The sequence below is a fragment of the Arthrobacter dokdonellae genome, assembly GCF_003268655.1.
Taxonomy (GTDB): domain Bacteria; phylum Actinomycetota; class Actinomycetes; order Actinomycetales; family Micrococcaceae; genus Specibacter; species Specibacter dokdonellae.
The window spans coordinates 740,703-764,843 of the sequence record NZ_CP029642.1 but is presented as its reverse complement, the minus strand read 5'-3'; the positions used below and the strand labels follow the sequence as shown (position 1 = coordinate 764,843).

Sequence of the window (24,141 nt, the reverse complement as noted above, 5' to 3'; positions counted from 1 at the left end):
GCGGAGGCTGCCAGGGGCGTGTGCCCCCGCGCGATCGCGCTAGCTGCTGGGTACTGTGGTGGATTCTCGGACCACCAGCTGGACCTGGATTTCCTCGGGTGGACGGTAGCCCTCCCCCGCGGCGATGACGTCCAACAACAAATTCACCGCGACCCGGCCGACACGCCGCAGCGGGGCACGGACAGTGGTGAGCGCTGGAGAAACCAGGGAAGCGGCGCTGATGTCATCAATGCCGATCACGCTCATCTGTGTGGGTACGTCGATCCCCCGGCTGCGCAGACGGGACAGCACCCCCAAGGCGATGAGGTCGTTGTAGGCAAGGACGGCCGTGGCATGACTGGCCACGGCCAGATCCGCGGCGGACTGGCCACCGCCAAACACGGGTGCAAAGGCGCCAAGGGAGCTCACAGTCATCCCTGCGAGGTCGGCCAGGACGGTTTCAATGCCTTCCCGGCGCTGGCGGTCCGACCATGAGCCGGTGGGCCCTCCAGCGTAAGCTACATGGCGGTGCCCGAGTGCGTAGAGGTGCTCCAGCGCTTGTCGGATGATCTGGGCGTCGTCGACGTGGAGGCTGGGAACACCGGTCAGCCTGCGGTTGACCAAGACGGTGGAGGAGCCTTCGGCGCACGCCAGCAAATCCTCGTCAGACATGCGGGCGGAGCACAGGATCAGGCCATCAACCTGGGTGCTCAACTGCTCCACCAGGTCGCGCTCCGCATGCGGGTCTTCGTCCGAATCGGCCACGAGAGCGAAAAATCCGCGGGCGAGCGCCCTGGCCTGGACACCCTTGGTGACGGACGCGAAGTAGGGGTTCTCCAAGTCCGGGACCACAAGCCCCAGGTAGCCGGTGCGAACTTTTCCAACTCCGGCGGACCCAACCGGCCGGTAACCCATATGGTCCACTGCCTCGAGGACCCGTTGGCGGGTCAGCGGGGCGACAATGTGCGGCGTCGTCAGTACCCGCGAGACGGTGGCCGGGGAGACGTTCGCAACTCGCGCGACGTCCCTGACGGTCACTGCTCCAGCCATGAAATGCTCCTTTCATTGCCCGCCCTGCAGACGGGTGCCGGCGTTGCGATCATTGCCGGCCCCCGGTTGCCGTGGCCGGCTTGTGCATTGCATCACAGTCTGCAACCGACCTTCCAACATGTCAATGCATTTCATGATTTGTTTCATAACTTTCCGGTTACGCTCTGGAGGTGTTGTGAAGTTTCGTCAACCTCCTTGCTTTTTCAACCTATTTGGCTGATATTAGAAAAATAGACTGTTTCATATTTTGTTTCATTTTGTTTCAATGGAGAGCTTGGATGAACCATGACACGTGGCAATGAATGGACTTTGGACCCGGCGCGCGGACTGCCAGCTGATTCCGCGACGCGAGCCCATGCCCTGGAAATTTTCCGACACACCCAGCACCTGCCGCTCGTGTCCATGCATGGTCACGTGGAGGCCGACCTGTTCCTGCGCAACGAAACTTTTGGCAACCCGGCTGAGCTGCTGATCATTCCGGACCACTACCTGGTCCGCATGTTGGTCTCGCAGGGCCACAGCCATGCCGAGCTGGGTGTGCCCAGCAAAGATGGAAGCGTGGTGGAAAGCGATCCCCGCGCCATCTGGCGGCTTTTTTGCCGGAACTGGAAGTTGTTTCGGGGAACACCGACCCGCTTTTGGCTCGAACACGAACTCGCCATAGTCTTTGGGGCAACAACGGCCCCCTCGGAAGAAACCGCAGACGCCTTGTACGACGAACTGCAGGCGTCACTCAACACTGAGGCGTTCCGCCCCCGCTCCATTCTGGAGCGTTTCAAGGTGGAAATTTTGGCCACCACGGACCCCGCCATTTCGGACCTGGCGGCCCACCATAAGCTGGCCCAACTTCCTGGCAATCACACGATTGTTCCCACCTTCCGTCCGGACTCCCTCCTGCACGTGCGCAACAGCCAGTGGCAGAAAGAAATTAGGACCCTGTCGCAGGTCTCCGGCGTCGAAGTCGGCGACTATTCCACATTCCTAGCCGCCCTGCGCCAGCGTCGAACCGCCTTTATTGCCGCCGGTGCCCGTGCCACCGACCACGGCCACCTCAGTGCCGACACAACGCCGCTTCCGCCAGCGGACGCCCAGCGTATTTTTGCAGCGGCCCTCACAGGAACTGCAACCGCCCGGGAAGCGGAGGCATTTGCGGCCAACATGATCTTTGAAATGGCCCGCATGTCCACCGAGGACGGACTGGTGATGCAGCTGCATCCCGGGGTGCTGCGCAACCACAACGCCAATGTGCTGGGCACATATGGCCCCGACACCGGATTTGACATTCCCGTCAAGATGGAATTTACCAGGGCCCTCGCCCCCATGCTTGACGCCTTCGGCATGAACCCGGACTTCCGCGTCATCGCCTTCACCACCGATGAAACGGTGTACTCCCGGGAGCTGGCGCCTTTGGCCGGGGCCTATCCGGCGATGCGGCTCGGGGCCCCCTGGTGGTTCCTTGACAGCCCGGAGCAGATGCGCCGGTTCCGGGAATCAGCTGTGGAAACGGCCGGGTTCTACAACACCAGCGGATTTGTTGACGACACCAGGGCCTTGGCCTCGGTACCTGCCAGACACGACCTTTCCCGCAGGATCGACGCCGGATACCTGGCCCGCCTGGTGGCCGAGGGGCGGCTGGGCCTCGATGAAGGCATCGAGACGGCTATCGACCTCGCGTACAACCTGCCCCTGCAGTCCTACGCTGCCCGCACCTAACCATCATTGACTAGAGGAGAAAACCATGGCGATTCGTTCTGCTGAGGTACTGATTACCAGTCCGGGCCGGAATTTTGTCACGCTGCGCATCACCACCGAGGAAGGCGTGGTGGGCCTTGGCGACGCCACGGTCAACGGCCGTGAATTGGCGGTGGCGGCGTATTTGAAGGAGCACGTGGTCCCCTTGCTGCTCGGAAGGGACGAGCAAAAGATTGAGGACACCTGGCAGTTCTTGTACCGCAGCGCTTATTGGCGCCGTGGACCCGTCACGATGGCCGCAATTGCCGCCGTGGACGTGGCCCTATGGGACATCAAGGCCAGGGCGGCTGGGATGCCGCTGTACCAGTTGCTTGGCGGCGCATCCCGCACCGGAGCCTTGGCGTACGGACACGCCTCGGGATCAGACACGCCATCCCTGTTTGATTCCATCCGGAACCACTTGGACCAAGGCTTCAAGGCCATCCGCGTGCAGACCGGCGTCCCGGGACTGGGCCAGATCTACGGCGTTGCCACGGACCAACGCCCTGGCGAACGCTACGACTACGAGCCAGCCAAACGCCTGCCCTTGCCGGCTGAGGAAACATGGGACACACGCGCCTACCTGCGCCACGTCCCCACGGTTTTTGCTGCCGTCAGGAAAGAGTTTGGTCCCGAACTGATCCTGCTCCACGACGGCCACCACCGGATGACCCCCAATCAGGCCGCAACGCTGGGCAAGTCGTTGGAGCCCTACGACTTGTTCTGGCTCGAAGACTGCACCCCGGGGGAAAACCAGGAAGGGCTGCGACGGGTACGGTCCCAGACCACCACACCGCTGGCCATTGGTGAGGTTTTCAACAGCATCTACGACTACCAAACGCTGATTACCGAACAGCTGATCGACTACGTCCGCTCGGCCGTGACCCACACGGGCGGAATCTCCGCGCTGCGCAAGATCATGGACTTCGCTGCGATTTACCAGATCAAGTCCGGCTTCCACGGGCCCACCGACATCTCCCCGGTCGGGCAGGCGGCCCAGCTGCACCTGGGCATGGCCATCCACAATTTTGGCATCCAGGAGTACATGAAACATTCGCCCGAAACACTGCAAGTCTTCGAGACCAGTTACACGTTCCAGGAAGGCCTTCTACATCCAGGGGACAACCCGGGGCTCGGCGTGGATTACAACGATCAACGTGCCGAGCAGTACCAGTACACGCCGGCGTATTTGCCGGTCAACCGTCTAGTTGACGGGACGGTGCATGACTGGTGAACTCCCCCCAGCCTCTACGGCACGCCGGAGCTGCCCACGGCCAGGGGACGGCCCGCGACGGCGGAAGCATCTTGATTTTGGCCGGGGGCGACGACGTTGCTGTCGCCACCTCGGCCTTGGTGGCAGGATCCGTGGTGGACCACCCTGGCCAGGCGCCCCTGTCGGTCAGCACCGACGTTCCCCGCGGACACAAGATTGCCCTGCGCGATGTCAGTGCCGGAGACCAGGTGCACAAATACGGCCAGTCCATCGGTCTGGCAACGCGACCCATCAAGCGCGGCGAGCATGTCCACACCCACAATCTCGGCATGGACACCGGACCCCGGGAATACGCCTTCGGCACGGCCCGGATTTCCCCGCCGGTCCGGCCGGGCCCCCGGCCGTCATTTATGGGGTACCGCCGCAAGGACGGCCGGGTTGGAACCCGAAACTACGTTGGCATCCTCACCTCCGTCAACTGCTCCGCGAGCACAGCCAAAATGATCGCAGAACAGTTTCGTGGGCCGGTGCTGGACGCCTACCCCAATGTGGACGGTGTTGTTGCGCTGACCCATGGAAGCGGCTGCGGCATGGTCTTGGGCAGTGAAGGCGCCGACGTGTTGGTCCGCACCCTTCACGGCTATTCCAAGCACCCGAACTTCGCCGGTTTGCTGGTCATTGGCCTCGGCTGTGAAATGCTGCAAACCGACCGATTCCTTGACGCCGATGACCCCGCCAAGCTGATTGAGCGGATGACCATTCAGGGAACCGGCGGGATCCGGGCCACCGTAAAGGCCGCTGTTGCCCGGATCAAGGAAATGCTGCCCGACATCAACGCACTGCAGCGCGAGCCAATCGATGTCTCGGAACTGATTTTGGGACTCAACTGCGGCGGCTCCGACGGCTATTCAGGAATCACGGCGAACCCTGCCCTCGGCGTGGCATCAGATCTGCTGGTTTCCTACGGCGGCACATCAATCCTCGCTGAGACGCCGGAGGTGTTCGGTGCCGAACATTTACTGACCCGGCGGGCCGTCTCTGAAGCAGTGGGCCAAAAGCTGCTTGACCGGATCGATTGGTGGCAGGGGTATGCTGCGCGGGGCGGAGGCAGCCTGGATAACAATCCCTCCCCTGGCAACAAGGCCGGTGGTCTGACAACCATTCTGGAGAAATCGCTCGGAGCGGTAGCGAAAGGCGGCCAGGCCGAACTTGCGGCCGTCTACGAATATGCCCAGGCCGTGACGGAACATGGCTTCGTCTTCATGGACACTCCCGGTTACGACCCCGTTTCGGTGACTGGGATTGTTGCAGGGGGCGCCAACGTCGTCTGCTTCACCACGGGCCGCGGCTCAGTTTTGGGGTGCAAGCCGGTGCCGAGCATCAAGCTGGCCACGAACACGGAAATGTACCGGCAGATGCCCGAGGACATGGACATCAACTGCGGGGTCATCGTGGATGGCGAATGCACGGTACAGGAAATGGGCGAACAAATTTTCGCCACCATTCTCGCCGTCGCCTCCGGCCAGGAGACCGTCAGCGAAGAGCTTGATCTTGGACAGGAAGAGTTCGTACCGTGGCAGTTGGGAACAGTGACATGAGTCAGGAACGAATGACCAGGCGCCCCGGAGTAGGGCTGGCCCTGCGTGGGAATCCTGTCGTGGCGGTATTGCGCGCCTCCCATGCCAGTGAATATGCCCCAGTCATCGAGGCCCTGGCCGCAGGGGGCGTCACCTCCATTGAACTCACGCTGAGCACGGAAGGAGTGTTTGCGCATCTTCCCGCTCTGGTGGAGCTGTTTGGTGCCCGAGTGGACATCGGCGTAGGGACCATCACCACGGCTGAACAAGCCAATGAGGCCATGGATGCCGGGGCAGCATTTTTAGTGACGCCGGTCACCAAGTTGGAGGTGGTCGAGGCTGCCGTGGACCGCGACGTGCCGATCTTTCCCGGCGGGCTAACCCCCACCGAGCTATGGTCAGGCTGGAACGCCGGGGCCACGGCCGTGAAAGTCTTTCCGGCCGGGACCGTTGGACCCGGCTATGTCGGGCACCTGCGCGGTCCGTTCCCCGACATCGAGGTGATCCCCTCGGGTGGCGTATCCATTGAGGACGCCCCCGCATGGATCGCTGCCGGGGCATTGGCTGTCAGCCTGGGCGGCCCGCTGCTCGGCGACGCGTTTCGTGGCGGGGACCTCACCGCCCTGACCGGGCGCGCCCAACGCGTCACGGCACTGGCGGCTGCCGCCGTCGCAGCCAGGGGCGCACGATGAATCGCGTCCTGGATGCCCCCCGGGATGGCGAACCTGGCTGGCCGGCGGAATCCGCCGAACATTCCCCTCCACCGGGAATCGTTTGGCCGCGCAAGGTCATCGACGTGGTCACGATCGGGGAAACCATGGCCCTGATGAGGTCTGTTGCGCCGGGTCCACTGTCCCATGCTGCGTCTCTGGAACTGGGGATAGGCGGGGCCGAAAGCAACGTGGCCATCGCATTGCGGCGCTTGGGAGCCTCGGTGGCGTGGATTGGGAGGGTCGGCTCCGACAGTCTGGGAGATCTGGTACTTCGCGAATTGCGGGCAGAAGACCTGCAGCTCAGCGCCGTCCGTGACGGGACGGCGCCCACCGGGTTGATGATCAAGGAACGCCGGACAGCCGATGCCGTGAATGTGATGTACTACCGGGCCGGCAGCGCCGGCTCGCGGCTTTCACCAGAAGACATTCCAACAGATCTCATCATTGGCGCGAAGCTTTTGCACGTCACCGGCATCACTCCAGCGTTGTCTGCGTCCGCCGCCGATGCCATCCACTACGCGGTGGCAAGGGCGCGGGAGGCTGGAACACTGGTTTCCTTTGACCTGAACTACCGCTCCGCCCTGTGGTCCAGCGCGGAAGCCTCGATCGCATTTCAGGCCCTGATCGCCAAAGCCGATGTGGTTTTCGCAGGCGATGACGAGGCGGCCATTGCCGTGGGTGAGTGCACCGGACCCGACACTCTGGCACGCCGAATTGCCGGTCTGGGCCCGTCCCAAGTGATCATCAAGCGCGGTGCCGCCGGCGCCACGGCCCTGGTTGACGGTGAGCTTTTCACCCAGCCTGCGGTACCCATCCGTCCCGTGGACACCGTGGGGGCTGGCGACGCATTCGTCGCTGGATACCTCGCCGAGCTGCTCCGCGCCGAGCCTGTTGCCCAGCGGCTGGTGACCGCGGTCCGGACCGGGGCCTTCGCCTGTCTGGTGCCGGGCGACTGGGAAGGCATGCCCCGCCGCAGTGAATTGGCAATGCTGGAGGCGACGGAGCAGGTATTCCGCTAGCGTGCGGCAGAGCACGGACTTCCACGACCACGGGCGGGCCCCGGCGTACGCGCCGGGGCCCGCCCGTGAACACATCAGGAACAGGCGTCAGCCGCCGTGGCGCCGCTGTTGGGCGACGGCAAGCGCAAACTGGTAGTTCATGCTCCCGAGGCCGGTGACGTCGTCGTACCCTCTCGCCGTTGTCAGCGAGGTGTCCAAGTTCAGCGAGACGAGGTACTTGCCGCCCGTGCTGGTGCTGGTGAACGCCAGCGCCTGCTGCGTCCGTGGGGGCACGACATCCCTCACCGTCCGGGCCTGTTGCCGGCTGGCAGCGTAGATGGCCGGGTTCGCGAAACCAAGCACCTTTCCTGAGACCTGCTGCGCGACGGCCATCTGGCCGGCGGTCAGGGGGCAGGCCAGGGACGTGCCGCCATAGGTGAAGATGGCGAACGGGTCCGTGGACAGCGTGGCGTTGTCATTGATGGAGCTGATGCCCACAACGTAGCCCGTGTACGGATCCGCCACCGAGGAGACATCCGGCGATACCCGTTTTCCGTTGGCCAGGGAGTTCGGGACCACGTCCTTCTGGTAGGCGGGCTGCGCGAAGGCGGCGCTCACACCGCCGCCGGCCCCGAACCGGAATGGACCGGGCAGTGGCGCGCTGTAGGCGCCGTTGACGATCTGGTCCCTGGTGTCGCCCCATCCGGTTTCAAACTGGTAGGAACCGTTCTTGGCGATGGCCAGGCTGGTGCCGCCCACCGCGGTGACCCACGGCGAGCTGGCCGGGAAGTCCGGGGACGCGTAGCCCAGGCCGGCCGCCTCGTCGCCGTTGTCGCCGCTGGAGTAGTACAGCCCGATGCCTTCACCCGCGGCCTGCAGTTCCAGGTTGACCTGGCCGAAAAGATAGTTGGCCGACACTGCCTCGCCCTGGTTGCCGTAGCTGTTGCTGACAATGTTGGCCAGCTTTCCGTCAAGGATCGTCGACAGCGCAAGGTCGATCCCCGCGTTGCAGTTGTCGCCTCCGACGTAGAGGATCTTGGCGCCCGGCGCCGTGCCGTGCACGGCGTCGACGTCGAGTGATTGCTCCGGCTGCCAGCCGCTGGGGAACGAGCAAAGCTTCTCATCCTTGAACTGGGGCGGCGACGGGACGATCTGCCGGTAGTTGCTCGAGTTCAGGGGCGGCAGGCCGTAGGCGGTGGAATAGGCGTTGGCGTCGGCGAGGATGGTGGGCGACGCGTACGCGTCAATGATCGCCACGGTCTGGCCTCTGCCGTCCGGTGCCTGCCCGTGCCTGCCGCCGTTGCCGGGCCTGGTTTTTGCAAGCTCGCCCCTGCCGTAGGCCGACTGGATTTGGCTGGGCGTGTATCCACAGATGTTGGTCGGAAAGCTCGTCTTGCCATACGCCGTCGGCACGGTATCGGAGTTCTGCCCGAAATAGTTTGAACAGGCTGCGGTTGGGGCGGCTGGCGCCGTGCGCGCCTGCGGCGCCGCATTTTGCCCAGCATCCGGCGTGGCATAATTCGGGTGCTTCGCTGCCCCCTGGTCCACGGTGACGCCCACAACGTGGGCTGCGACGGCCTTCGGCAGCTGGGGCGCCTTCGACGGACCGACCAGGGTGGTTCCCTTGAAATCGTACCGGTGCAGTTGCGCGCCAAAGGCTGCGTTCACTTGGGCGGCGGTCCCGCGGAACACCACGTACTGCCTGCTGTCGGGCGTTCCCGTGATGGTCAGCCCCTTGGACTTCAGGAAGCTTACCGTGTCGGCATAGTCGGCCTTCGAGGGCGAGTACCGGGCGATCCACTGCGCCGGGCTCAACGGCTTGTGGTACTTGCTGCTGCGTGGGTTGGAGACCGCCTCGGCCAGTGCCTTCGCACCGTCCTGGTTGCGCAAGGACAAAAACAGTTCGCCTTCAACCGAGGTGTCCGCGGCGGCGGCCCCTTGGTCGTTTGACGGCTGGGCCCAGCTGGGGACCGAGCCGGGGTACGGTGTGTCCGGCGACACGGGGGCGGCCGTGGCACCCGTGGCACCCATCGCAACTACACAGGCCACGGCCGCGCCGGTGGCCAGAATTTTGGTGACGAATTTTCGTGGTTTGCCTGGTGCTCTCATTAGAGATCCTCCACCGGTCGGGCACCCTCTGCGCCCGCACATGCCCGAGCCTAAACCCGACGCATGAGGGCTGACTAGAGCCTGTGGGCAAACTTTTTGGTCTTTTGTTACACGTTGCACGATGCCGTGTAAAAACTGTTGTCCCGTACGACAGCAGCCAATTGCGGCCAGGACGGGATGCTACACCAGCTGGTTGAACACGTGGCGGCGGATCCAGGCGTGCATGGCGATTCCGGCGGCTGAGGCGGCGTTGATGGAGCGTGTGGAGCCGAACTGCTCAATGGACAGCGTGGTCTGCGCGGCGGCGTGCACCTCCTCGCTGAGTCCGGGGCCTTCCTGGCCAAAGACCAGCACGCAGTTGCGTGGCAGGTCGAAGGTCTCCAGTTTTTCGGAGTCGGGGAAGATGTCGACGCCGATGATCGCCAGTCCCTCGCCGGCGGCCCATTCCACAAAGTCGTCCACGCTCGGGTGGTGGCGGACGTGCTGGTAGCGGTCGGTGACCATGGCCCCGCGGCGGTTCCACCGGCGTCGTCCGATGATGTGGACTTCCTTGGCCAGGAAGGCGTTTGCGGTGCGCACCACGGTGCCGATGTTCATGTCGTGCTGCCAGTTTTCAATGGCGATGTGGAAATCGTGGCGGCGCGTGTCCAGCTCGGCGATGATGGCGTCCATCGTCCAGTAGCGGTACTGGTCCAGGACGTTGCGCCGGTCGCCTGCGGCCAGCAGTTCCGGGTCCCAGTGCGCGCCCTCGGGCAGTTCACCCTCCCACGGGCCCACGCCCACCTCGTGGTGCAGTTCCGGGCGCCCGGCGGAATCCAGCGCCTCGGCGGGCTCTAGTGCTTCGGCGGGCTCGCGGGCAGGGGCATTGGGGGGACTGGTCACGGTCCAATTTTAGCCGCTGGCCCGCGCGGACGGGTGTCGTCACGTTCACCGGCCGCCACGGCCATCCATCTGCCAGACTGGGACCCAAGGGAATCATTCGGCACCAGGAGGCACCATGACCAAGCTGACCAACCGCAAGCCTGCCGACATTGAATGCTGGCTCACCGACATGGACGGGGTGCTGGTCCATGAAAACCAGGCCGTTCCCGGCGCCGCGGAGCTGATCCAGCGGTGGGTGGACACGTCCAAGCGGTTTCTGGTGCTGACCAACAATTCGATCTTCACCCCGCGGGACCTCGCCGCCCGGCTGCGGGCCTCCGGCCTGGAGGTGCCCGAGGAGAACCTGTGGACGTCGGCCCTGGCCACGGCGCAGTTCCTGAAGGCGCAGATGCCGCACGGGCGTGCCTTTGTCATTGGCGAAGCGGGACTGACGACGGCGCTGCACGAGGCCGGCTTCATCCTCACCGACCAGGACCCGGACTATGTGGTGCTCGGGGAAACCCGCACCTATTCCTTTGAGGCGATCACGCGCGCCATCCGGCTCATCGCCGAGGGGGCCCGCTTCATCGCCACCAACCCCGACGCCACCGGCCCGTCCGCCGAGGGCCCGATCCCGGCCACCGGGGCCATCGCCGCCCTGATCACGAAGGCAACGAACCGTGAACCGTACATTGTTGGCAAGCCGAACCCCATGATGTTCCGGTCCGCCATGAACCGCATCGAGGCCCATTCGGAAACCACGGCGATGATCGGCGACCGCATGGACACCGACATCATCGCTGGCATGGAGGCCGGACTTCACACGGTGCTGGTGTTCACCGGCATCACACAGCCGGCCGACATCAACGCCTACCCGTTCCGGCCGGACCAGGTGCTCGATTCCGTGGCCGACCTGATCGCGCACATCTGACGCGCGAATGGGGAGGCAACGGCGGCGTCGGGGCCCAACATCGCCATCATCTGCCCGTTCGCGCGCCCACTACAGCAGGCGGCCGCCCGACGCCTCCAGGTAGCAGTTTCCGCACAATGACTCGTACCAGACGTCGGCGCCGTCGATGGCGACCTGGTCGCCGTCGAACACTATGTCCTCACCGACCCGGCGGGTGTTGAACAGGGCCTTGCGCCCGCACCGGCAGATGGTCTTTAGCTCCTCCAGGGAGTGCGCAATCTCCAGCAGCCGCGCGGATCCAGGGAAGGCGCGGGTGCGGAAGTCGGTGCGAAGCCCGTACGCGATGACCGGGACGCGGTCCAGGACGGCTATGCGGAACAAGTCATCAATGTGCGCGGGCGTCAGGAACTGCGCCTCGTCCACCAGCAGGCAGGCCACGGGAGGGACCTGGACGTGTTCAAGCAGCGCATCCGGGTCGTCGCCGGCGGCATGGGCGGCAAAGACCGCGCGGGCGTCGTCGGCGGGCTGGATCAGGAAGTCCACGCTGCGCGTCATCCCCAGCCGAGAGACAACCTCCCCGGCGCCCTTGGTGTCGACGCCGGGCTTGGCCAGCAGCACCCGCTGCCCGCGTTCCTCATAGTTGAAGGCGACCTGGAGCAGGCCTGTCGACTTGCCGGAGTTCATGGCGCCGTGGCGGAAGTACAGCTTGGCCAAAACGGTCCTTTCGTGCGTTGGATGTTGGCTTCTGCCGTCACGGCTCCGCCGCCGGTGTCTCGACAGCCTCTTGGGTCAGTCGAGGCCGAGCTCGTCCTTGCCAAACGCGAACAGGTATGGCACTCCGGCTTCCGCCTCGATGCGCTCCTTGGCGCCCGTGTCGCGGTCCACGATCACGGCGACGGCCTTGATGTTGCCGCCCGCCCGACGCACGCCTTCGACGGCGGCCAGCGCGGAGCCACCCGTGGTCGAAGTGTCCTCCAGCACGACGACGTCGCGCCCGTCGACGCCCGGACCCTCCACCTGGCGGCCCATGCCGTAGGACTTTTGGGCTTTGCGGACCACGAACGCGTCAATGGCCCGGCCGGCGTCGGCGGCCGCATGCATCAGGGCCGTGCCGACGGGGTCCGCACCCATGGTCAAGCCGCCGGCAGTCTCAAACTCGATGCCGGCGTCGTCCAGCATGGCCAGCATGACGCGGCCGGCGAGGCGGGAGGCTTCGTGGTGGAGGGTGATGCGGCGCAGGTCGATGTAGTAGTCGGCCTCCTTGCCGGAGGAGAGGGTAACCCTGCCGTGGACCACGGCCAGTTCCTTGATGAGTTCGAGCAGGCGGGCGCGGTCGGCGGCAGGTGTCTGGGTCATGGCCTCCATTCTAGGTGGTGTCCTGTTGTGCGCACGGCCAGCCACGGGCCTTGCGCATGACGCCGTTCTGCGCGCCACCCGGTGGGAGTGGCGCGCAGAACGGGACAGGATTGTTCAGTTTTGCCTTCCGGCCTACCCGTCGGCCCCGGCAGGCGTCGTGGTGGTGGTGAAGCCCTCCAGCTTGTTCGCCGCCAGCGCGTACTTGTTGGTGAACGTGCCGGCGATGGTGACCTTCGAGGTGTCCACGCCGTTGCCCTTCTCCATGGCGAAGATGACCTTCGGTCCGCCGGCGGGCATGATCCCGTCGGGCAGGAACTGCCCCTTGTCCGTGGTCAGGCCGGCGATGTACTGGTCCTTGCTGATGGTGCTGTTCTGGACGTACGACGACGGCAGCGCGTTGGCGATGTCCGTTGCGGTGTGCGTGTTGATCCAATGCATCGTCGCGACCAGGGCGTCCACCACCTTCTGGGCGGCGTCCTCGTGGTCCTTGACCCAGCTCGCGTTGGCCAGGACGCCGGCAGCGGGCCAGTCGCCGCCGAGCGCCTTCGTGGCCCCGGCCGAGGTGGCCAGGTCGACGGCGGTGTAGGCGAGCTTCTTGCTCTCCAGGGCGCCGACGGTGGGCTGGGTGGTCATGACGCAGTCGGCGGACTTGCGCTGGATGGCGGCGATGGCCGTGGACCCGGCGCCGACGGCGAGCGTGTGGTAATCCTTCTTCGTGACGCCGGCCTTGGAGGCGACGAACTGGGTCAGCTCGTCGGTGCCGGAACCGAGGTCGGTGACGCCCATGGTCTTGCCCTTGAAGTCGGCTGCCGAATGGACGCCGCTGTCGTTTCCGCACATGATGCGTTCGCCCGGGGCGCCGGAGAGCTGGACCAGGTTGATGACATCCTTGCCCTTGGCCTGGAAGTCAACCGTGTGGACGTACCAGGCACCGGCCATGTCGACCTGACCGGAGGCCATGGCGTCCTCGGCGCCGACGCCGCCGTTCTGCTCCGTGGAAAGCTCCACGTTCACGCCGTACTTTTTGTAGTAGCCCAGCTGCTGGGCGAGTTCGTAGGGCAGGTAAATCTGCTTGTCGATGCCGCCCACCATCAATTTGACGGTGGGAACGGAGGCGGCGCCGCTGGCACCGCTGCTGCTGCTTGCGGCGCCGCCGCCGCAAGCGGCGAGGCTGAGCGCCATGGTCCCGGCGGCCGCGGCCGCGTAGATCTTGTGCTTGATCATGATTTTTCCTTCTTGTTTTTCCCGAAATCCGGGCGTTTGCCTAATTCAGTGAATGGAACGGGGTACTCAGATGGCTTGGGCCTCGGAACGGCTCGGCGGTCGCCACTTCAGCAGTGAACTCTCCAGCAGGCTGATGAGGTATTCCGCGCCCAGCGTGACGACGGCAATGATGACCATGCAGGCGAAGACGGTGTTTGGATCGAAGGTCCCCTGCGCCTGGCTGATGATCAGTCCGACGCCGTGCTGGGCGCCGAGGACCTCGGCGACCAGGGCGCCGATGATCGCAAAACCGAACGCCGTGTGCAGGCTGGCAATGATCCAGGTCATCGCGGACGGGATGGTCACGTTGATGGCCACCTGAAGCGGCGAGGCACCCAGGACCCGAACGTTCGAGATCAGGTTCTGGTCCACCTCACGGACGCCCTGGAAGGCGTTGAAGAAGACCACGAAGAAGACCAGCACCGCGGCGAGCAGCACCTTCGGACCCATGCCGAGGCCGAAGGCCACGATGAAGATCGAGCCGAGCACGATGCGGGGAATGGAGTTGACGATCCGGATGTAGGGTCCGACGACTTCAGACAGGTACCGGTTGGAGCCCAGGAGGATGCCGAGGATGACTCCGGCGAGGGTTCCGACCAGGAATCCCAAGATCGCCTCCTGGACCGTGATCCACAGGTTCTCCCAAATCGAGCCGAACGCCGTGCCGTCCGTGAAGAGCTTGACCAGGCTGTTCCAGACTTCGGTCGGCTGGCCGAAGAAGAACTTGTCCACCCAGCCGACCGCCGTAAACCACTGCCAGCCCCCGATCACGACGACCGCCAGGACGATGCGGCCGATCCAGATGGCCGACGTGCGCCGCCGGGCCTTGCGCCGGCCCTCGGCCTGGATGTCGGTCGATTGCTCAACCGCGATGGTTGCCGTCATGCTGACACACCTGCCGTCTGCTTGTAGGCGCGGGTGACCTCGTCCTTCAGGGAAGACCAGATCTGCCCCTGCAGTTCCAGGAAGCGTTCCTCGTGCCGAATTTGCTGGACGTCGCCGCGCGGCCTGGGCAGGTCGATGTCGAAGACGTTCTTGACCGAGCCGGGGCTGCTGGTCATGATGACCACCTTGTCGGCGAGCGCCACGGCCTCGTCCAGGTCGTGGGTGATGAACAGGACCGAGGGCCGCAGCCCCTCCCAGAGCTGCAGGAGCTCGTTTTGCATGATGGCCTTGGTCTGCACGTCGAGGGCCCCGAAGGGCTCGTCCATGAGCAGGATCCGTGGATTGTTGATCAGCGCCGCCGCCATGGCGACGCGCTTGCGCATGCCGCCGGACAGCTGGTGGGGGTAGCGGTCCTCAAAGCCGGACAGGCCAACCCGGCGCAGCCAGTCCATGGCCAGGGCGGTTGCTTCCTTCTTAGGCGTGCCGAGCAGGACCGGACCGATCAGCACGTTGTTGAGCACCGTCTTCCAGGGGAACAGCGCGTCCGCCTGGAACATGTAGCTGACGCCTTTGGTGATGCCCTCCACGACGCGGTCGCCGACGCTGACGGAGCCGGCGCTGGGCCGCTCCAGGCCCGAGACCTGGGCCAGCGTGGTCGATTTGCCGCAGCCCGTTGGCCCGACAATCGCGCAGAATTGCCCCGGCTCCACGGTGAGCGACACATCCTGGATGGCTGTGAACGTCTCCCCCTTCGGCGTGAGGTAGCGCTTGGTCAGGCCGCGGATTTCGATGCGCCCCGCCTCATCGCCTCCCCCGCCCGCTGGCGTTGTCGGCACGTGGCCGCTTCTGTGTAGTTCTGACACCGTTGTCACTTTTTCCCTTCCTGGCTTCGTTCGCGTACGTGAGTCGGATCACATAAACTATGTCGAGCTTAGAAAGAGATGGTCGGTGCCAAAAGACTTCAGTAAGTTGTGCAACTTATCCGCAAAAGTGCACGTTTTGTGCGTTTTCTGCACCACGCGCCCAGAGCAATCCGGAAGGCGGCAGCGGTGAACGGCATTTCCCCGGCACACGCGGCCCGCGGGCGGCACCGGTCCATGACGCTGACCACCCAGATCCTGCTGAGCATGCTCTCGCTGCTGGTGCTGGCCGTGGTCCTTGGCGCGTTCCTGTTCACCGTTGTCAGCAACCAGACCTTGGACCGGCAGTACCAGCTGCGGGCGCTGGGCATCGCCACCACCACCGCCGCCATGCCCGAGGTCCGCTCGGCGCTGGAGGCCAAGGACCCCCACCGCAGCATCCAGGCCCTGGCCCAGAAAATCGTGGCCTCGGCCAATCCCTCCTACGTGGTGGTGACCGACCGCGACGGCATCCGGTACTCCCACCCCAACCCGGCCCTGATCGGGCGGAAGCTGGAAGAACCCGTCGCCGTCCTGGACGGAAAGACACACCTCGGCTTCGATCCCGGCAGCCTGGGGCTCTCCGCCAATGCCAAGGCCCCGATCTTCGGCGCGGACGGCGCCGTGATCGGTGAGGTGTCGGTCGGCATTCTGGACACCAGGGAGCGGGACGAGCAGGCGTCGAACATCTGGTTGATCGCGGGCTTTTCGGCGCTGGTGCTGCTGCTCAGCGTGGCGGGCTCGCTGCTGTTGTCGCGGCGCATCAAGCGTGTCACCTTCAATCTGGAGCCGGCCGAGATCGCCTTCCTGCTGCAGGAGCGGGAGGCGCTGCTCCATGGAATCCGGGAGGCCGTCGTCGGGCTTGACGACGACGGCCGGGTGACGGTGATCAACGAGGAGGCGCGGCGCCTGCTCAAGGTCGAGGAGACGGCACTGGGGACCCCCGTCGCCGAGCTGGTTCCGGACGGCCGGCTGCGCCAGCTGCTCACCGGGACGCTCGACGGCGTCGACCAGGTGGCGCTGACGGAGGACGCGCTGCTGGTGGTCAACCGCATGCCGGTGTCCATCGGCGGGCGGAGCATCGGCTCCGTGGTGACGCTGCGGGACCGGACCGAGATCGAGGGGCTGGTGCGCGACCTGCACTCCGTCCAGGGCCTGATGGAGGCCATGCGGGCATTGGAGCATGAATACGCCAACCGCCTGTACGTTGTTGACGGGCTGCTGGAACTCGGCGACGTGGACCAGGCCAGGACGTATGTCTCACAGATCTCCGCCACGTCCCGCTCCCTGGGCGAGGGGCTGCGCTCGCGCATTGCCCCGCCGGAACTGGCCGCCCTGCTGCTGGCGAAGATCACCGTGGCGGCCGAACAGGACGTGCGGATCGAGGTCACCGCCGAGTCCCGGCTGGAACGGCCCCTGGTGGACCAGACGGAGCTGTTGACGATCGTCGGAAACCTCCTGGACAACGCCGTGGATGCGCTGGCCAGCTCCCCCCGGCCCCGCACCGTGAGCGTCCAGCTTGACGACGCCGACGGCGTCTTCATCGCGGTCCGGGACAACGGCCCCGGCGTGCCCGCGGACAAGATCGACGACGTGGTGGTGGACGGCTATTCCACGAAGGACACCAGGCCCGGCATGCGCCGCGGCATTGGCTTGGCCCTGGTGCGGCGGATTGTGCACCGCGCCGGGGGAACCCTCGATGTTTTCCCAGGGCCGGGCGGTAACTTTGAGGTGTGGCTGCCGGCGCACGCGGAAACTGGGGACACGGCAGGCATGGAAGCGAGGAACACGCAGTGATCAGGACTTTGGTGGTCGACGACGACTTCAGGGTTGCGCGCATCCATGCCGCACGGGTGGCCCGCGTTGACGGCTTTGAATGCGTGGGCGAGGTGTACAGCGCGGCATCGGCCAGGGAGGCCATCGCCCGGCTGTCCCCGGACCTGCTGCTGCTTGACGTGCACCTGCCGGATGAGGACGGAATCTCCCTGCTGCGGTCCCTGCAGGCCGCCGGCACGCAAATTGACTGCATCATCATCACTGCCGCGCGGGACCTGGCCACGGTCAGGTCGGCCATGAGCAGCGGCGCGGTGTACTACCTGGTCAAGCCCTTCAGCTTTGAGCAGCTGCGAACCCAGCTGGAGGCCTACGAACGCTGGCGGCACGAACTGGACTCCGCGCCTACGGCCAGCCAGGCCGTGGTGGACAGCCTGTACAGCACGAGGTCCGCTGCGGTCCGCGCCGCGGCGCCGACACCGCGCCTGCAACCCACGATGCAGAAGGTCCTCGACGCCGTCAGGACAGCCGGCGGCCCCGTCGGCGCAGCTGAGATCGCGGACAAGCTCGGGGTCAGCCGGCCCACTGCCCAGCGCTACCTCGGGGCGCTGGAGCGCAAGGGCCTGGTGGTCCTCGACCTCAGCTACGGAACCACGGGCCGCCCGCTCAACTCGTACACCATCGCGTAGGCGGCACGTTCAGCGGTCGGTGCTGCCGGGCGCCAGGGCATCCAGGAGCGCCAGTTCATCCCGGCGCGGAAGGCCCTCCCAGTCGCCCGCCGTGCTCACGGCGAAGGCGCCCAACGTGGCTCCGCGCCGCAGCCGCGCGGCAACGTCCCCGCCCTCAAGGAGCGCGGACAGGTAGCCGGTCACAAAGGCATCCCCGGCGCCCACGGTGTCCACCACCTCGACGGCAACGGCGTCGGCATGGCTGGTACCGTCGGCCGTGTACGCCGCGGCGCCCCGCGCACCGAGCTTGACGACGACCTCCCGGACCCCGGTTTCCAGCAGCTCGGCGGCCGTTCCGGCGACGCCGTCGGCACCGCGGGGCCGCGCGCAGAGGAGGTCCAGCTCGTCATCGGAGGCGATGACGACGCCGGCATGCCGGGCCACCGGGGCAAGGGCCGCACGTGCCTCCTCCCGGGACCATAGCTTGGCGCGGTAGTTGACGTCGAGGGAGACAAGCATGCCCCGCCCGGCAGCGGTTTCGGCGGCGAACGCAAAGGCGTCGAGTGCCTGCGGCGACAGGGAAGGGGTGATTCCGGTCAGGTGCAGGACCTTGGCGCCGTCGGCCAGGGGCTCCTCGAGGTCCGGGCGGCTGATGCGCGAACCGGCCGAACCGCGGCGGTAGTAAAACGCGCGGCTGACGTCCGCGGTGCGGCGTTCCAGGAACATCACCCCTGTGGGCCGGCCGCCGTCCCTGGCCAGGACAAGGTCCACACCCTCGGCCCGCAGCGCCCGTTCAATGAAATCCCCGTGCGGGTCGCGGCCCACGCGCCCGGCCCACCGCACGGAGTGCCCCAGTCGGGCCAGGCCGACAGCCACGTTCGATTCTGCCCCGGCGGCGTGCATGGCAAGCGTCCCGCCCTGGGCCAGGGGCCCGTCGGAGCGCAGCGAGACCATGGTCTCCCCGAAGGTCAACACGTCAACGGAAGTCACGGCGTCGTCCTCAGCCGTCCACGCGCGGGTGGCCGGCCGCCGTCCGCAGGTAGTCCCGGGCACGGGCCCGCAGCGCATCCAGGTCCCCGCCCGGCGATGCCGCGTCACCGACCAGCGGGCTGCCGGGTCCCACTGCGGCGGCTCCGGCATCCCAGTAGGCGGCGGCGTCCGCGGCGCCGACTCCGCCGACGGCGACCAGCGGGACCGATGGGAACGGATCCAGCAGTGCCTTGACGTAGCGTGGGCCGCCAATGAACGCCGGGAAGAGTTTGACCAGGGTGGCTCCGCGGTTCATGCCCTCGTGCACTTCGGTGGGGGTCAGGGCTCCCGCCAGGACCGGGAGGTCCCGGCGGGCGGCCTCGCGGATGGAGTCCGCCAGTGCGGGCGTGACGATGAACTGGGCTCCGGCCGCCACCACGTCCTTGACGTCGGCGACGCTCAAAACCGTGCCGGCGCCGACAAGCGCACCAGGGGGCGCCGATGCACGGATGGCGGCAATGGCGGCGGGCGCGTCCGGCGTCGTGAGGGCCACTTCAACGTAACGGAAGCCCTCCTCCATGAGGGCCAGCGCCGCGGCCGTGGCGGCGTCCCTGTCCGTGCCGCGCACAATGGCCACGAGCTTGGCTGCCCGGAGCCCTGCGAGAAAGTCTTCCGGTGTTTGGTTCATTGCTGCCTCACCATTCCGCAAACGAGCCGTCGGCGTGCCGCCAGACCGGTCCACGCCAGGCATGGCCGCGCTTGTCGGCCTCGCGCACGGCACGCTCGTCAATGTCAATGCCCAGTCCCGGCCCGCGCAGGCGCTCAAAGTGCCCGTCCACAAACTTCAACGGTTCCTTGTCCAGCACGTAGTCAAGGACCTCGGCACCCTGGTTGTAGTGGATGCCGATGCTTTGCTCCTGAATGAGGAAGTTGGGTGTGGCGAACCCCACCTGCAGGCAGGCGGCGAGCGCCAGCGGGCCGAGGGGGCAGTGCGGGGCCAACTGGACGTCGTAAACCTCGGCCAGGGCCGCAATTTTGCGCACTTCGGTGATGCCGCCGGCATGCGAGAGGTCCGGCTGCGCCACGGCAATGCCTGCCTGCAGCGCCGGCAGGAACTCCTGCCGGTTGTACAGCCTCTCCCCCGTGGAGACCGGGGTGGTGGTGGACCGGGTGAATTCACGCAGCAGGTGCGTGTTTTCCGGGACCACGGGCTCTTCCAGGAAAAACGGCCGGTACGGCTCCAGCAGCGGTGCCACGCGCCGCGCATTGGCCAGGGTGAACCGGCCGTGAAAGTCCACGGCAACGTCGCGGTGCTCGCCAAGGACCTCCCGTGCCGCCGCCACCCGCCGGACCACGCCGTCGATCTCGGCCACGGACGCGACAGGGGACATCCGCCCGCTGGCGTTCATTTTGACCGCGGTCAGCCCCACGTCCAGCTGCGCCTGGATGGATTCGGCGATTTCGCCCGGCTCGTCGCCGCCCACCCAGCCGTAGGCCCTGATGCGGTCGCGGACGTGCCCGCCAAGGAGCTGGTGGACCGGGGTGTTGAAGTGCTTGCCGGCGATGTCCCAGAGCGCCTGGTCAAGGCCCGAAACCGCACTGGCGAGGATGGGCCCGCCCCGGTAGAAGGAGCCCTTGGTCATGACCTGCCAGTGGTCTTCGATGCGGAGCGCGTCGGCACCGAGGAGGATCTCGGCGAGCTGTTCGACGGCGGTGCGCACGGTTTCGCTGCGGCCCTCGCAGGTGGCCTCCCCCCACCCCACGATCCCGCTTGCCGTTTCGATCCGCACGAACAGCCAGCGCGGCGGGACCAGGAATGTTTCTATCTTGACAATGCGGGTCACGAAGGCACGCCTATCCCTTGGTTGCCCCGGCGGTCATGCCGGAGACGATGTATTTTTGCGTAAACAGGGCAATCACCATGATCGGCACCGTGACCACGGTCGCGGCGGCCATCAGCCCGCCCCAGTCGATGCTGGCATAGGAGACAAAGTCGAAAATCGCCACCGGCAGGGTCTTCGTGTGGGCGCCGGAGAGCACCAGGGCGAACATGAAGTTGTTCCACGAAAAAATGAACGCCAGGATGCCCGCGGTGGCCATGCCGCCAACTGACAGCGGGAGCGTGATCTTCTGGAATGCGCCGATCGGGGTCAGCCCGTCGACCTGCGCGGACTCCTCCAGCTCCAGCGGCATGGAGTCGAAGTAGCTCATCATGATGTACACGATCAATGGCAGCGCCACGAACATGTGGCTGAGGATCAGGACGGTGAACCCGCCCACCATGCGCATGTTGGAGAACACGTAGTACCAGGGCACCAGCAGTGAAATGCCGGGGATGACACGGGCCATCAGGACCACCAGGGCCGAACGCTGCATGGTGAAGCGGCTCATGGCATAGGCCGCCGGGACGCCAAGCAGCAGGGACAGCGCGGTGGAGACAAAGGCCACCCAGAAACTGTTGAAGATGTAGACAAAGTAGTTGTTGCGGGTCAGGACGTTGGCGTAGTTTTCCCACGTGGGGGTAAAGGCAAAGGTCTTTGCAGCATCGTAAATGTCGACATTGGTTTTCAACGATGATGCGAAAAGCCAGGCCAGCGGGGCAAGCAGTGCCAGGACCACGACGATGAGCGACCCGACCCGGAACCATTTATAGGCCCGTACCGACAGCGGCTTGCGGCGGCGGGGCGGGATCCCCTGCGGAGCCGTCCGCGTGCGCGCGGCCGGGAGGAGTGAAGGTGTCATGGGTTCGCGCCTTTCCTGCGCCGCGTCAATATCCACATGAACGCGATGATGATGAGGAAGAAGATAATGAGCACGGCGGAGGCAATGCCGTATTCGTTGTAGTCAAAGCTGAGCCCGTAGGCGTACACGTTCAGTGTCTCGACCTCGTGGAAGGACCCTCCGCCCTTGCCTTTCGTGGCGTAGAGGATGTCGAAGGTTTTCAACGCGTCGATGCTGCGCAGCAGGATGGCGACGATCACGGTGGGCATCATGAGCGGCAGGGTGACGTAGAAGAACCGCTGCCTGGCGTTGGCCCCGTCCACGCGGGCCGCCTCGTCCGGTTCATCGGACAGCGATGTCAGGCCGGCCAGCAGGATGAGCACGACCATGGGCGTCCACTGCCAGATGTCCATGAAAATGGTGGTGGGAAGCGCCGTGTGCTGCCCGGACAGCCACGGCTGCGGCGGAATGCCGACCCAGCCGAGCATCTGGTTGGCAAAGCCAATGTTGGGATCAAAGATCAGCCGCCACATCATGCCGACGGCCACCGGCGTCGCCACCAGCGGCATGAGGATGGCGACGCGGACCCACTTTTCGCCGCGGAAGGGCCGCCACAGGAGCAGGGCAATGACCATGCCAAGGACCATTTCGACGGCGAGCGCCGTAAATGTAAAGTACGCCGTCCGCCCGACGGCAGGCCAGAAGCGGTCGGTGTCCGAGAGCACCGTGATGTAGTTCTTCAGGCCGATGAAGTCCGACGGCGCCCGCACCGACCCGTGCGAGTTGGTCAGACTGAGGTAGACGGTCCAGGCCAGCGGAAAAATGATCAGCACGCCAACGAAAATCATCGCCGGCGCGGCAAACAGCCACTTTCTGTGCTGGTTGGCCCAGTCGGAAAACGACCGCGGTGCGGGCGCCGCCCGGCGTCCGGCCGGGGCCTTTACGGAAACAGACATGGTTCACCTAGGGAATTGTGGGAATTTTCCGCGCCGCCGTGCAGGCGGCCGGCGCGGTGCGGAACGGTGCGGCGGGAACGGCGTGTCCCGTTCCCGCCGCGGGCCGGGGATTACGTGTCGCTCGCCAGGAACTTCGCAAAGGCGTCGTTGGCCGTCGCGGCGGCGGCGGCGGAATCCCCGCCGCTGATGGCGGTGACGATGGGCGCGCCCACGATCTCACGTGCCTTGCCGACGGCAATCACCAGTGGCCGGTCGTGTCCCACCCCGTGTTCGGCACTGAACGCGATGGCCGCGGCCAGATCCTTCGGGTACGTCGAGGTGCCGTCGGCGTCCGCCCAGACGGAACTGCGGGGACCGGGGACGCCTGCCTTCTGTGCCGCGAGGGTCCGCTCCTTGGAGGTGGCCCATTGGATGAACTTCCAGGCGTTTTCCTGGTTTCCCGAAGCCGAGTTGATGGCCAGCCCCCACGACGGGATGTTGTAGGGCTTGGCGCCTGCGGGACCGGCCGGCAAGGCGGCAAAGCCGACCTTGTCGGCGACCTTGGACTTCGCGGGGTCTGTGGCGTTCTTGTACAGCGAGTCGGCCTCCGTGTAGAACGCCGCATTGCCCTGCGTGAAGATGGCCATGGCCTCGGGCCAGCTCATGTCGGTGCTGACGTTGGCGGGCCCGTACTTGTTGATCAGGCCGCCGTAAAACGCGTAGGCTGCCTTGGCCTCGGGGGTTGAAATGGCCGACTTCCCGGCATCATCCATGAAGTCCCCGCCGAAGCTGTACAGGAAGCTGGAGAACTGTGTGACGGCGGCTGACTTGTTGGTGCGCGCCACGAAGCCGGCAATTCCCTTGTTGGCCCCGGAAATCTTCTTGGCTGCGGCTTCCAGCTCTTCCATGGTCTTGGGAACCGACACGCCTGCGGCGTCCAGCAGGTCCTTACGGTAGTAGAGCACTTCGCGCTCGGTGATGATCGGCACGCCGACCACCTTTCCGTCGAAGGTGCTGGCGGTCACGGGCCCCGGCTGAAAGTCCTTCCAGTCCCAGGAGGCGTCGGACGTGACGTGCTGGGTCAGGTCTGCCAGGTAGGTGTTCTTGGCGAACTGCTTGCCCTCCTGCAGGGGGCGGTACATCATGACGTCAATTTCGTCGCTGCCCGCGTTGAGCTTGACGTTGTATTGGTCGGACAGCTGGTCTTCGCCAAGCTGTGTCAGTTCGACCTTGAGTCCGGAGGACTTTTCAAATTCGGGGATGGCGGCCTTGATGCCGTCGGTCCACACGTGGTTGGCGAGCGTGACACGAACCGTGGTGGAGGCCTTTCCGTCGCCGCCGCCACCGCAGGCTGCAACGCCAAACGGAACAACAACGGCAACCGCCAGAAGCTGGAGTACAGAGCGTCGCTTCATTACGACTTCCTTTTCTTGATAACGGGAACCACAGGGCTCCAAAGGACATTGGGGCACCGGAACACATATGCCTTATTCGAGATGTTAGTCACATAAAGCATACTTATCAAGAGGCA

22 protein-coding genes are annotated in these 24,141 nt (G+C 65.5%); 8 read left to right on the top strand and 14 right to left on the bottom strand.

Annotation, left to right across the window (positions count from 1 at the left end; genetic code table 11):
• Positions 1-39 precede the first annotated feature (39 nt).
• Positions 40-1,029, bottom strand: a complete 990-nt coding sequence (locus DMB86_RS03500) for a LacI family DNA-binding transcriptional regulator (protein WP_113716566.1) — start codon at positions 1,027-1,029, stop codon at positions 40-42.
• A gap of 285 nt (positions 1,030-1,314) precedes the next feature.
• Here DMB86_RS03500 and uxaC point away from each other — a divergent pair, with 285 nt between their 5' ends.
• Genes uxaC through DMB86_RS03475 form a run of 5 tightly spaced genes read left to right on the top strand, consistent with a single transcriptional unit; the run spans position 1,315 to position 7,282 of the window.
• The gene (uxaC, locus tag DMB86_RS03495; RefSeq protein WP_113716565.1) at positions 1,315-2,742 is read left to right on the top strand and encodes a glucuronate isomerase; all 1,428 of its coding nucleotides are present in this window, start codon (positions 1,315-1,317) and stop codon (positions 2,740-2,742) included.
• 25 nt (positions 2,743-2,767) lie between these two features.
• On the top strand, positions 2,768-3,994 hold the full coding sequence (gene manD, locus DMB86_RS03490) for a D-mannonate dehydratase ManD (RefSeq protein ID WP_113716564.1): 1,227 nt from the start codon (positions 2,768-2,770) through the stop codon (positions 3,992-3,994).
• Positions 3,991-5,571 (top strand): UxaA family hydrolase, encoded by a 1,581-nt coding sequence (locus DMB86_RS03485; RefSeq protein ID WP_335645024.1) that lies wholly within the window; start codon positions 3,991-3,993, stop codon positions 5,569-5,571. The genes manD and DMB86_RS03485 overlap by 4 nt, the downstream gene beginning before the upstream one ends.
• Complete coding sequence (locus DMB86_RS03480) at positions 5,568-6,242, top strand: bifunctional 4-hydroxy-2-oxoglutarate aldolase/2-dehydro-3-deoxy-phosphogluconate aldolase (RefSeq protein WP_227878580.1); 675 nt, start codon at positions 5,568-5,570, stop codon at positions 6,240-6,242. The genes DMB86_RS03485 and DMB86_RS03480 overlap by 4 nt, the downstream gene beginning before the upstream one ends.
• Positions 6,239-7,282, top strand: a complete 1,044-nt coding sequence (locus tag DMB86_RS03475) for a sugar kinase (protein ID WP_227878579.1) — start codon at positions 6,239-6,241, stop codon at positions 7,280-7,282. The genes DMB86_RS03480 and DMB86_RS03475 overlap by 4 nt, the downstream gene beginning before the upstream one ends.
• Before the next feature lie 87 nt (positions 7,283-7,369).
• Here DMB86_RS03475 and DMB86_RS03470 read toward each other — a convergent pair whose 3' ends face one another.
• Positions 7,370-9,370 (bottom strand): S53 family peptidase, encoded by a 2,001-nt coding sequence (locus DMB86_RS03470; RefSeq protein WP_227878578.1) that lies wholly within the window; start codon positions 9,368-9,370, stop codon positions 7,370-7,372.
• A gap of 180 nt (positions 9,371-9,550) precedes the next feature.
• Positions 9,551-10,252, bottom strand: coding sequence for a TrmH family RNA methyltransferase (locus DMB86_RS03465; protein ID WP_113716562.1), 702 nt, complete (start codon positions 10,250-10,252; stop codon positions 9,551-9,553).
• 115 nt (positions 10,253-10,367) lie between these two features.
• Here DMB86_RS03465 and DMB86_RS03460 point away from each other — a divergent pair, with 115 nt between their 5' ends.
• Entirely contained in the window at positions 10,368-11,162 is a 795-nt protein-coding gene (locus DMB86_RS03460) for an HAD-IIA family hydrolase (RefSeq protein ID WP_113716561.1), read from the top strand.
• A gap of 69 nt (positions 11,163-11,231) precedes the next feature.
• On the opposite strand, the gene DMB86_RS03455 is transcribed toward DMB86_RS03460, so the two are convergent.
• The 5 genes from DMB86_RS03455 to DMB86_RS03435 all read right to left on the bottom strand — a co-directional run bounded on the left by DMB86_RS03455 (position 11,232) and on the right by DMB86_RS03435 (position 15,481).
• Positions 11,232-11,855 carry a thymidine kinase gene (locus DMB86_RS03455; RefSeq protein ID WP_113716560.1) on the bottom strand — a complete coding sequence of 208 codons (624 nt, stop codon included), beginning with the start codon at positions 11,853-11,855 and terminating at the stop codon, positions 11,232-11,234.
• A gap of 75 nt (positions 11,856-11,930) precedes the next feature.
• Entirely contained in the window at positions 11,931-12,497 is a 567-nt protein-coding gene (gene pyrE, locus DMB86_RS03450) for an orotate phosphoribosyltransferase (protein ID WP_113716559.1), read from the bottom strand.
• Positions 12,498-12,629: 132 nt separating this feature from the next.
• Positions 12,630-13,721 carry an ABC transporter substrate-binding protein gene (locus DMB86_RS03445; RefSeq protein ID WP_113716558.1) on the bottom strand — a complete coding sequence of 364 codons (1,092 nt, stop codon included), beginning with the start codon at positions 13,719-13,721 and terminating at the stop codon, positions 12,630-12,632.
• A gap of 66 nt (positions 13,722-13,787) precedes the next feature.
• A complete protein-coding gene (locus DMB86_RS03440) occupies positions 13,788-14,645 on the bottom strand; it encodes an ABC transporter permease (protein ID WP_113716557.1) in 858 nt (285 codons plus the stop codon).
• Positions 14,642-15,481, bottom strand: a complete 840-nt coding sequence (locus DMB86_RS03435) for an ABC transporter ATP-binding protein (protein WP_227878577.1) — start codon at positions 15,479-15,481, stop codon at positions 14,642-14,644. Before DMB86_RS03435 ends, DMB86_RS03440 begins: the two co-directional genes overlap by 4 nt.
• A 213-nt stretch (positions 15,482-15,694) precedes the next feature.
• Between DMB86_RS03435 and DMB86_RS03430 the strand changes: the two genes are divergently transcribed.
• Positions 15,695-17,341 carry an ATP-binding protein gene (locus DMB86_RS03430; RefSeq protein WP_227878576.1) on the top strand — a complete coding sequence of 549 codons (1,647 nt, stop codon included), beginning with the start codon at positions 15,695-15,697 and terminating at the stop codon, positions 17,339-17,341.
• Positions 17,338-18,006, top strand: a complete 669-nt coding sequence (locus DMB86_RS03425; protein ID WP_113716556.1) for a response regulator — start codon at positions 17,338-17,340, stop codon at positions 18,004-18,006. Before DMB86_RS03430 ends, DMB86_RS03425 begins: the two co-directional genes overlap by 4 nt.
• A 9-nt stretch (positions 18,007-18,015) precedes the next feature.
• Here DMB86_RS03425 and DMB86_RS03420 read toward each other — a convergent pair whose 3' ends face one another.
• The 6 genes from DMB86_RS03420 to DMB86_RS03395 all read right to left on the bottom strand — a co-directional run bounded on the left by DMB86_RS03420 (position 18,016) and on the right by DMB86_RS03395 (position 24,025).
• Positions 18,016-18,975: a sugar kinase gene (locus DMB86_RS03420; RefSeq protein WP_227878575.1), complete on the bottom strand. Its 960-nt coding sequence runs from the start codon at positions 18,973-18,975 to the stop codon at positions 18,016-18,018.
• Between the two features lie 10 nt (positions 18,976-18,985).
• The gene (locus tag DMB86_RS03415; protein WP_113716554.1) at positions 18,986-19,642 is read right to left on the bottom strand and encodes a bifunctional 4-hydroxy-2-oxoglutarate aldolase/2-dehydro-3-deoxy-phosphogluconate aldolase; all 657 of its coding nucleotides are present in this window, start codon (positions 19,640-19,642) and stop codon (positions 18,986-18,988) included.
• Positions 19,643-19,649: 7 nt separating this feature from the next.
• Positions 19,650-20,798 (bottom strand): galactonate dehydratase, encoded by a 1,149-nt coding sequence (gene dgoD / locus DMB86_RS03410; protein WP_113716553.1) that lies wholly within the window; start codon positions 20,796-20,798, stop codon positions 19,650-19,652.
• A gap of 10 nt (positions 20,799-20,808) precedes the next feature.
• Positions 20,809-21,696, bottom strand: a complete 888-nt coding sequence (locus DMB86_RS03405; protein ID WP_113716552.1) for a carbohydrate ABC transporter permease — start codon at positions 21,694-21,696, stop codon at positions 20,809-20,811.
• A complete protein-coding gene (locus DMB86_RS03400) occupies positions 21,693-22,631 on the bottom strand; it encodes a carbohydrate ABC transporter permease (protein ID WP_227878574.1) in 939 nt (312 codons plus the stop codon). Before DMB86_RS03400 ends, DMB86_RS03405 begins: the two co-directional genes overlap by 4 nt.
• A gap of 110 nt (positions 22,632-22,741) precedes the next feature.
• A complete protein-coding gene (locus DMB86_RS03395; protein WP_113716551.1) occupies positions 22,742-24,025 on the bottom strand; it encodes an ABC transporter substrate-binding protein in 1,284 nt (427 codons plus the stop codon).
• Positions 24,026-24,141: the final 116 nt, after the last annotated feature.

Excerpts from the sequence above, each read along its gene's own strand:
- DMB86_RS03500 (WP_113716566.1), bottom strand. The coding sequence starts at position 1,029 with ATGGCTGGAGCAGTGACCGTCAGGGACGTCGCGCGAGTTGCGAACGTC.
- uxaC (WP_113716565.1), top strand. The coding sequence starts at position 1,315 with ATGACACGTGGCAATGAATGGACTTTGGACCCGGCGCGCGGACTGCCA.
- manD (WP_113716564.1), top strand. The coding sequence starts at position 2,768 with ATGGCGATTCGTTCTGCTGAGGTACTGATTACCAGTCCGGGCCGGAAT.
- DMB86_RS03480 (WP_227878580.1), top strand. The coding sequence starts at position 5,568 with ATGAGTCAGGAACGAATGACCAGGCGCCCCGGAGTAGGGCTGGCCCTG.
- DMB86_RS03475 (WP_227878579.1), top strand. The coding sequence starts at position 6,239 with ATGAATCGCGTCCTGGATGCCCCCCGGGATGGCGAACCTGGCTGGCCG.
- DMB86_RS03470 (WP_227878578.1), bottom strand. The coding sequence starts at position 9,370 with ATGAGAGCACCAGGCAAACCACGAAAATTCGTCACCAAAATTCTGGCC.
- DMB86_RS03460 (WP_113716561.1), top strand. The coding sequence starts at position 10,368 with ATGACCAAGCTGACCAACCGCAAGCCTGCCGACATTGAATGCTGGCTC.
- pyrE (WP_113716559.1), bottom strand. The coding sequence starts at position 12,497 with ATGACCCAGACACCTGCCGCCGACCGCGCCCGCCTGCTCGAACTCATC.
- DMB86_RS03445 (WP_113716558.1), bottom strand. The coding sequence starts at position 13,721 with ATGATCAAGCACAAGATCTACGCGGCCGCGGCCGCCGGGACCATGGCG.
- DMB86_RS03440 (WP_113716557.1), bottom strand. The coding sequence starts at position 14,645 with ATGACGGCAACCATCGCGGTTGAGCAATCGACCGACATCCAGGCCGAG.
- DMB86_RS03415 (WP_113716554.1), bottom strand. The coding sequence starts at position 19,642 with ATGAACCAAACACCGGAAGACTTTCTCGCAGGGCTCCGGGCAGCCAAG.
- DMB86_RS03405 (WP_113716552.1), bottom strand. The coding sequence starts at position 21,696 with ATGACACCTTCACTCCTCCCGGCCGCGCGCACGCGGACGGCTCCGCAG.
- DMB86_RS03400 (WP_227878574.1), bottom strand. The coding sequence starts at position 22,631 with ATGTCTGTTTCCGTAAAGGCCCCGGCCGGACGCCGGGCGGCGCCCGCA.
- DMB86_RS03395 (WP_113716551.1), bottom strand. The coding sequence starts at position 24,025 with ATGAAGCGACGCTCTGTACTCCAGCTTCTGGCGGTTGCCGTTGTTGTT.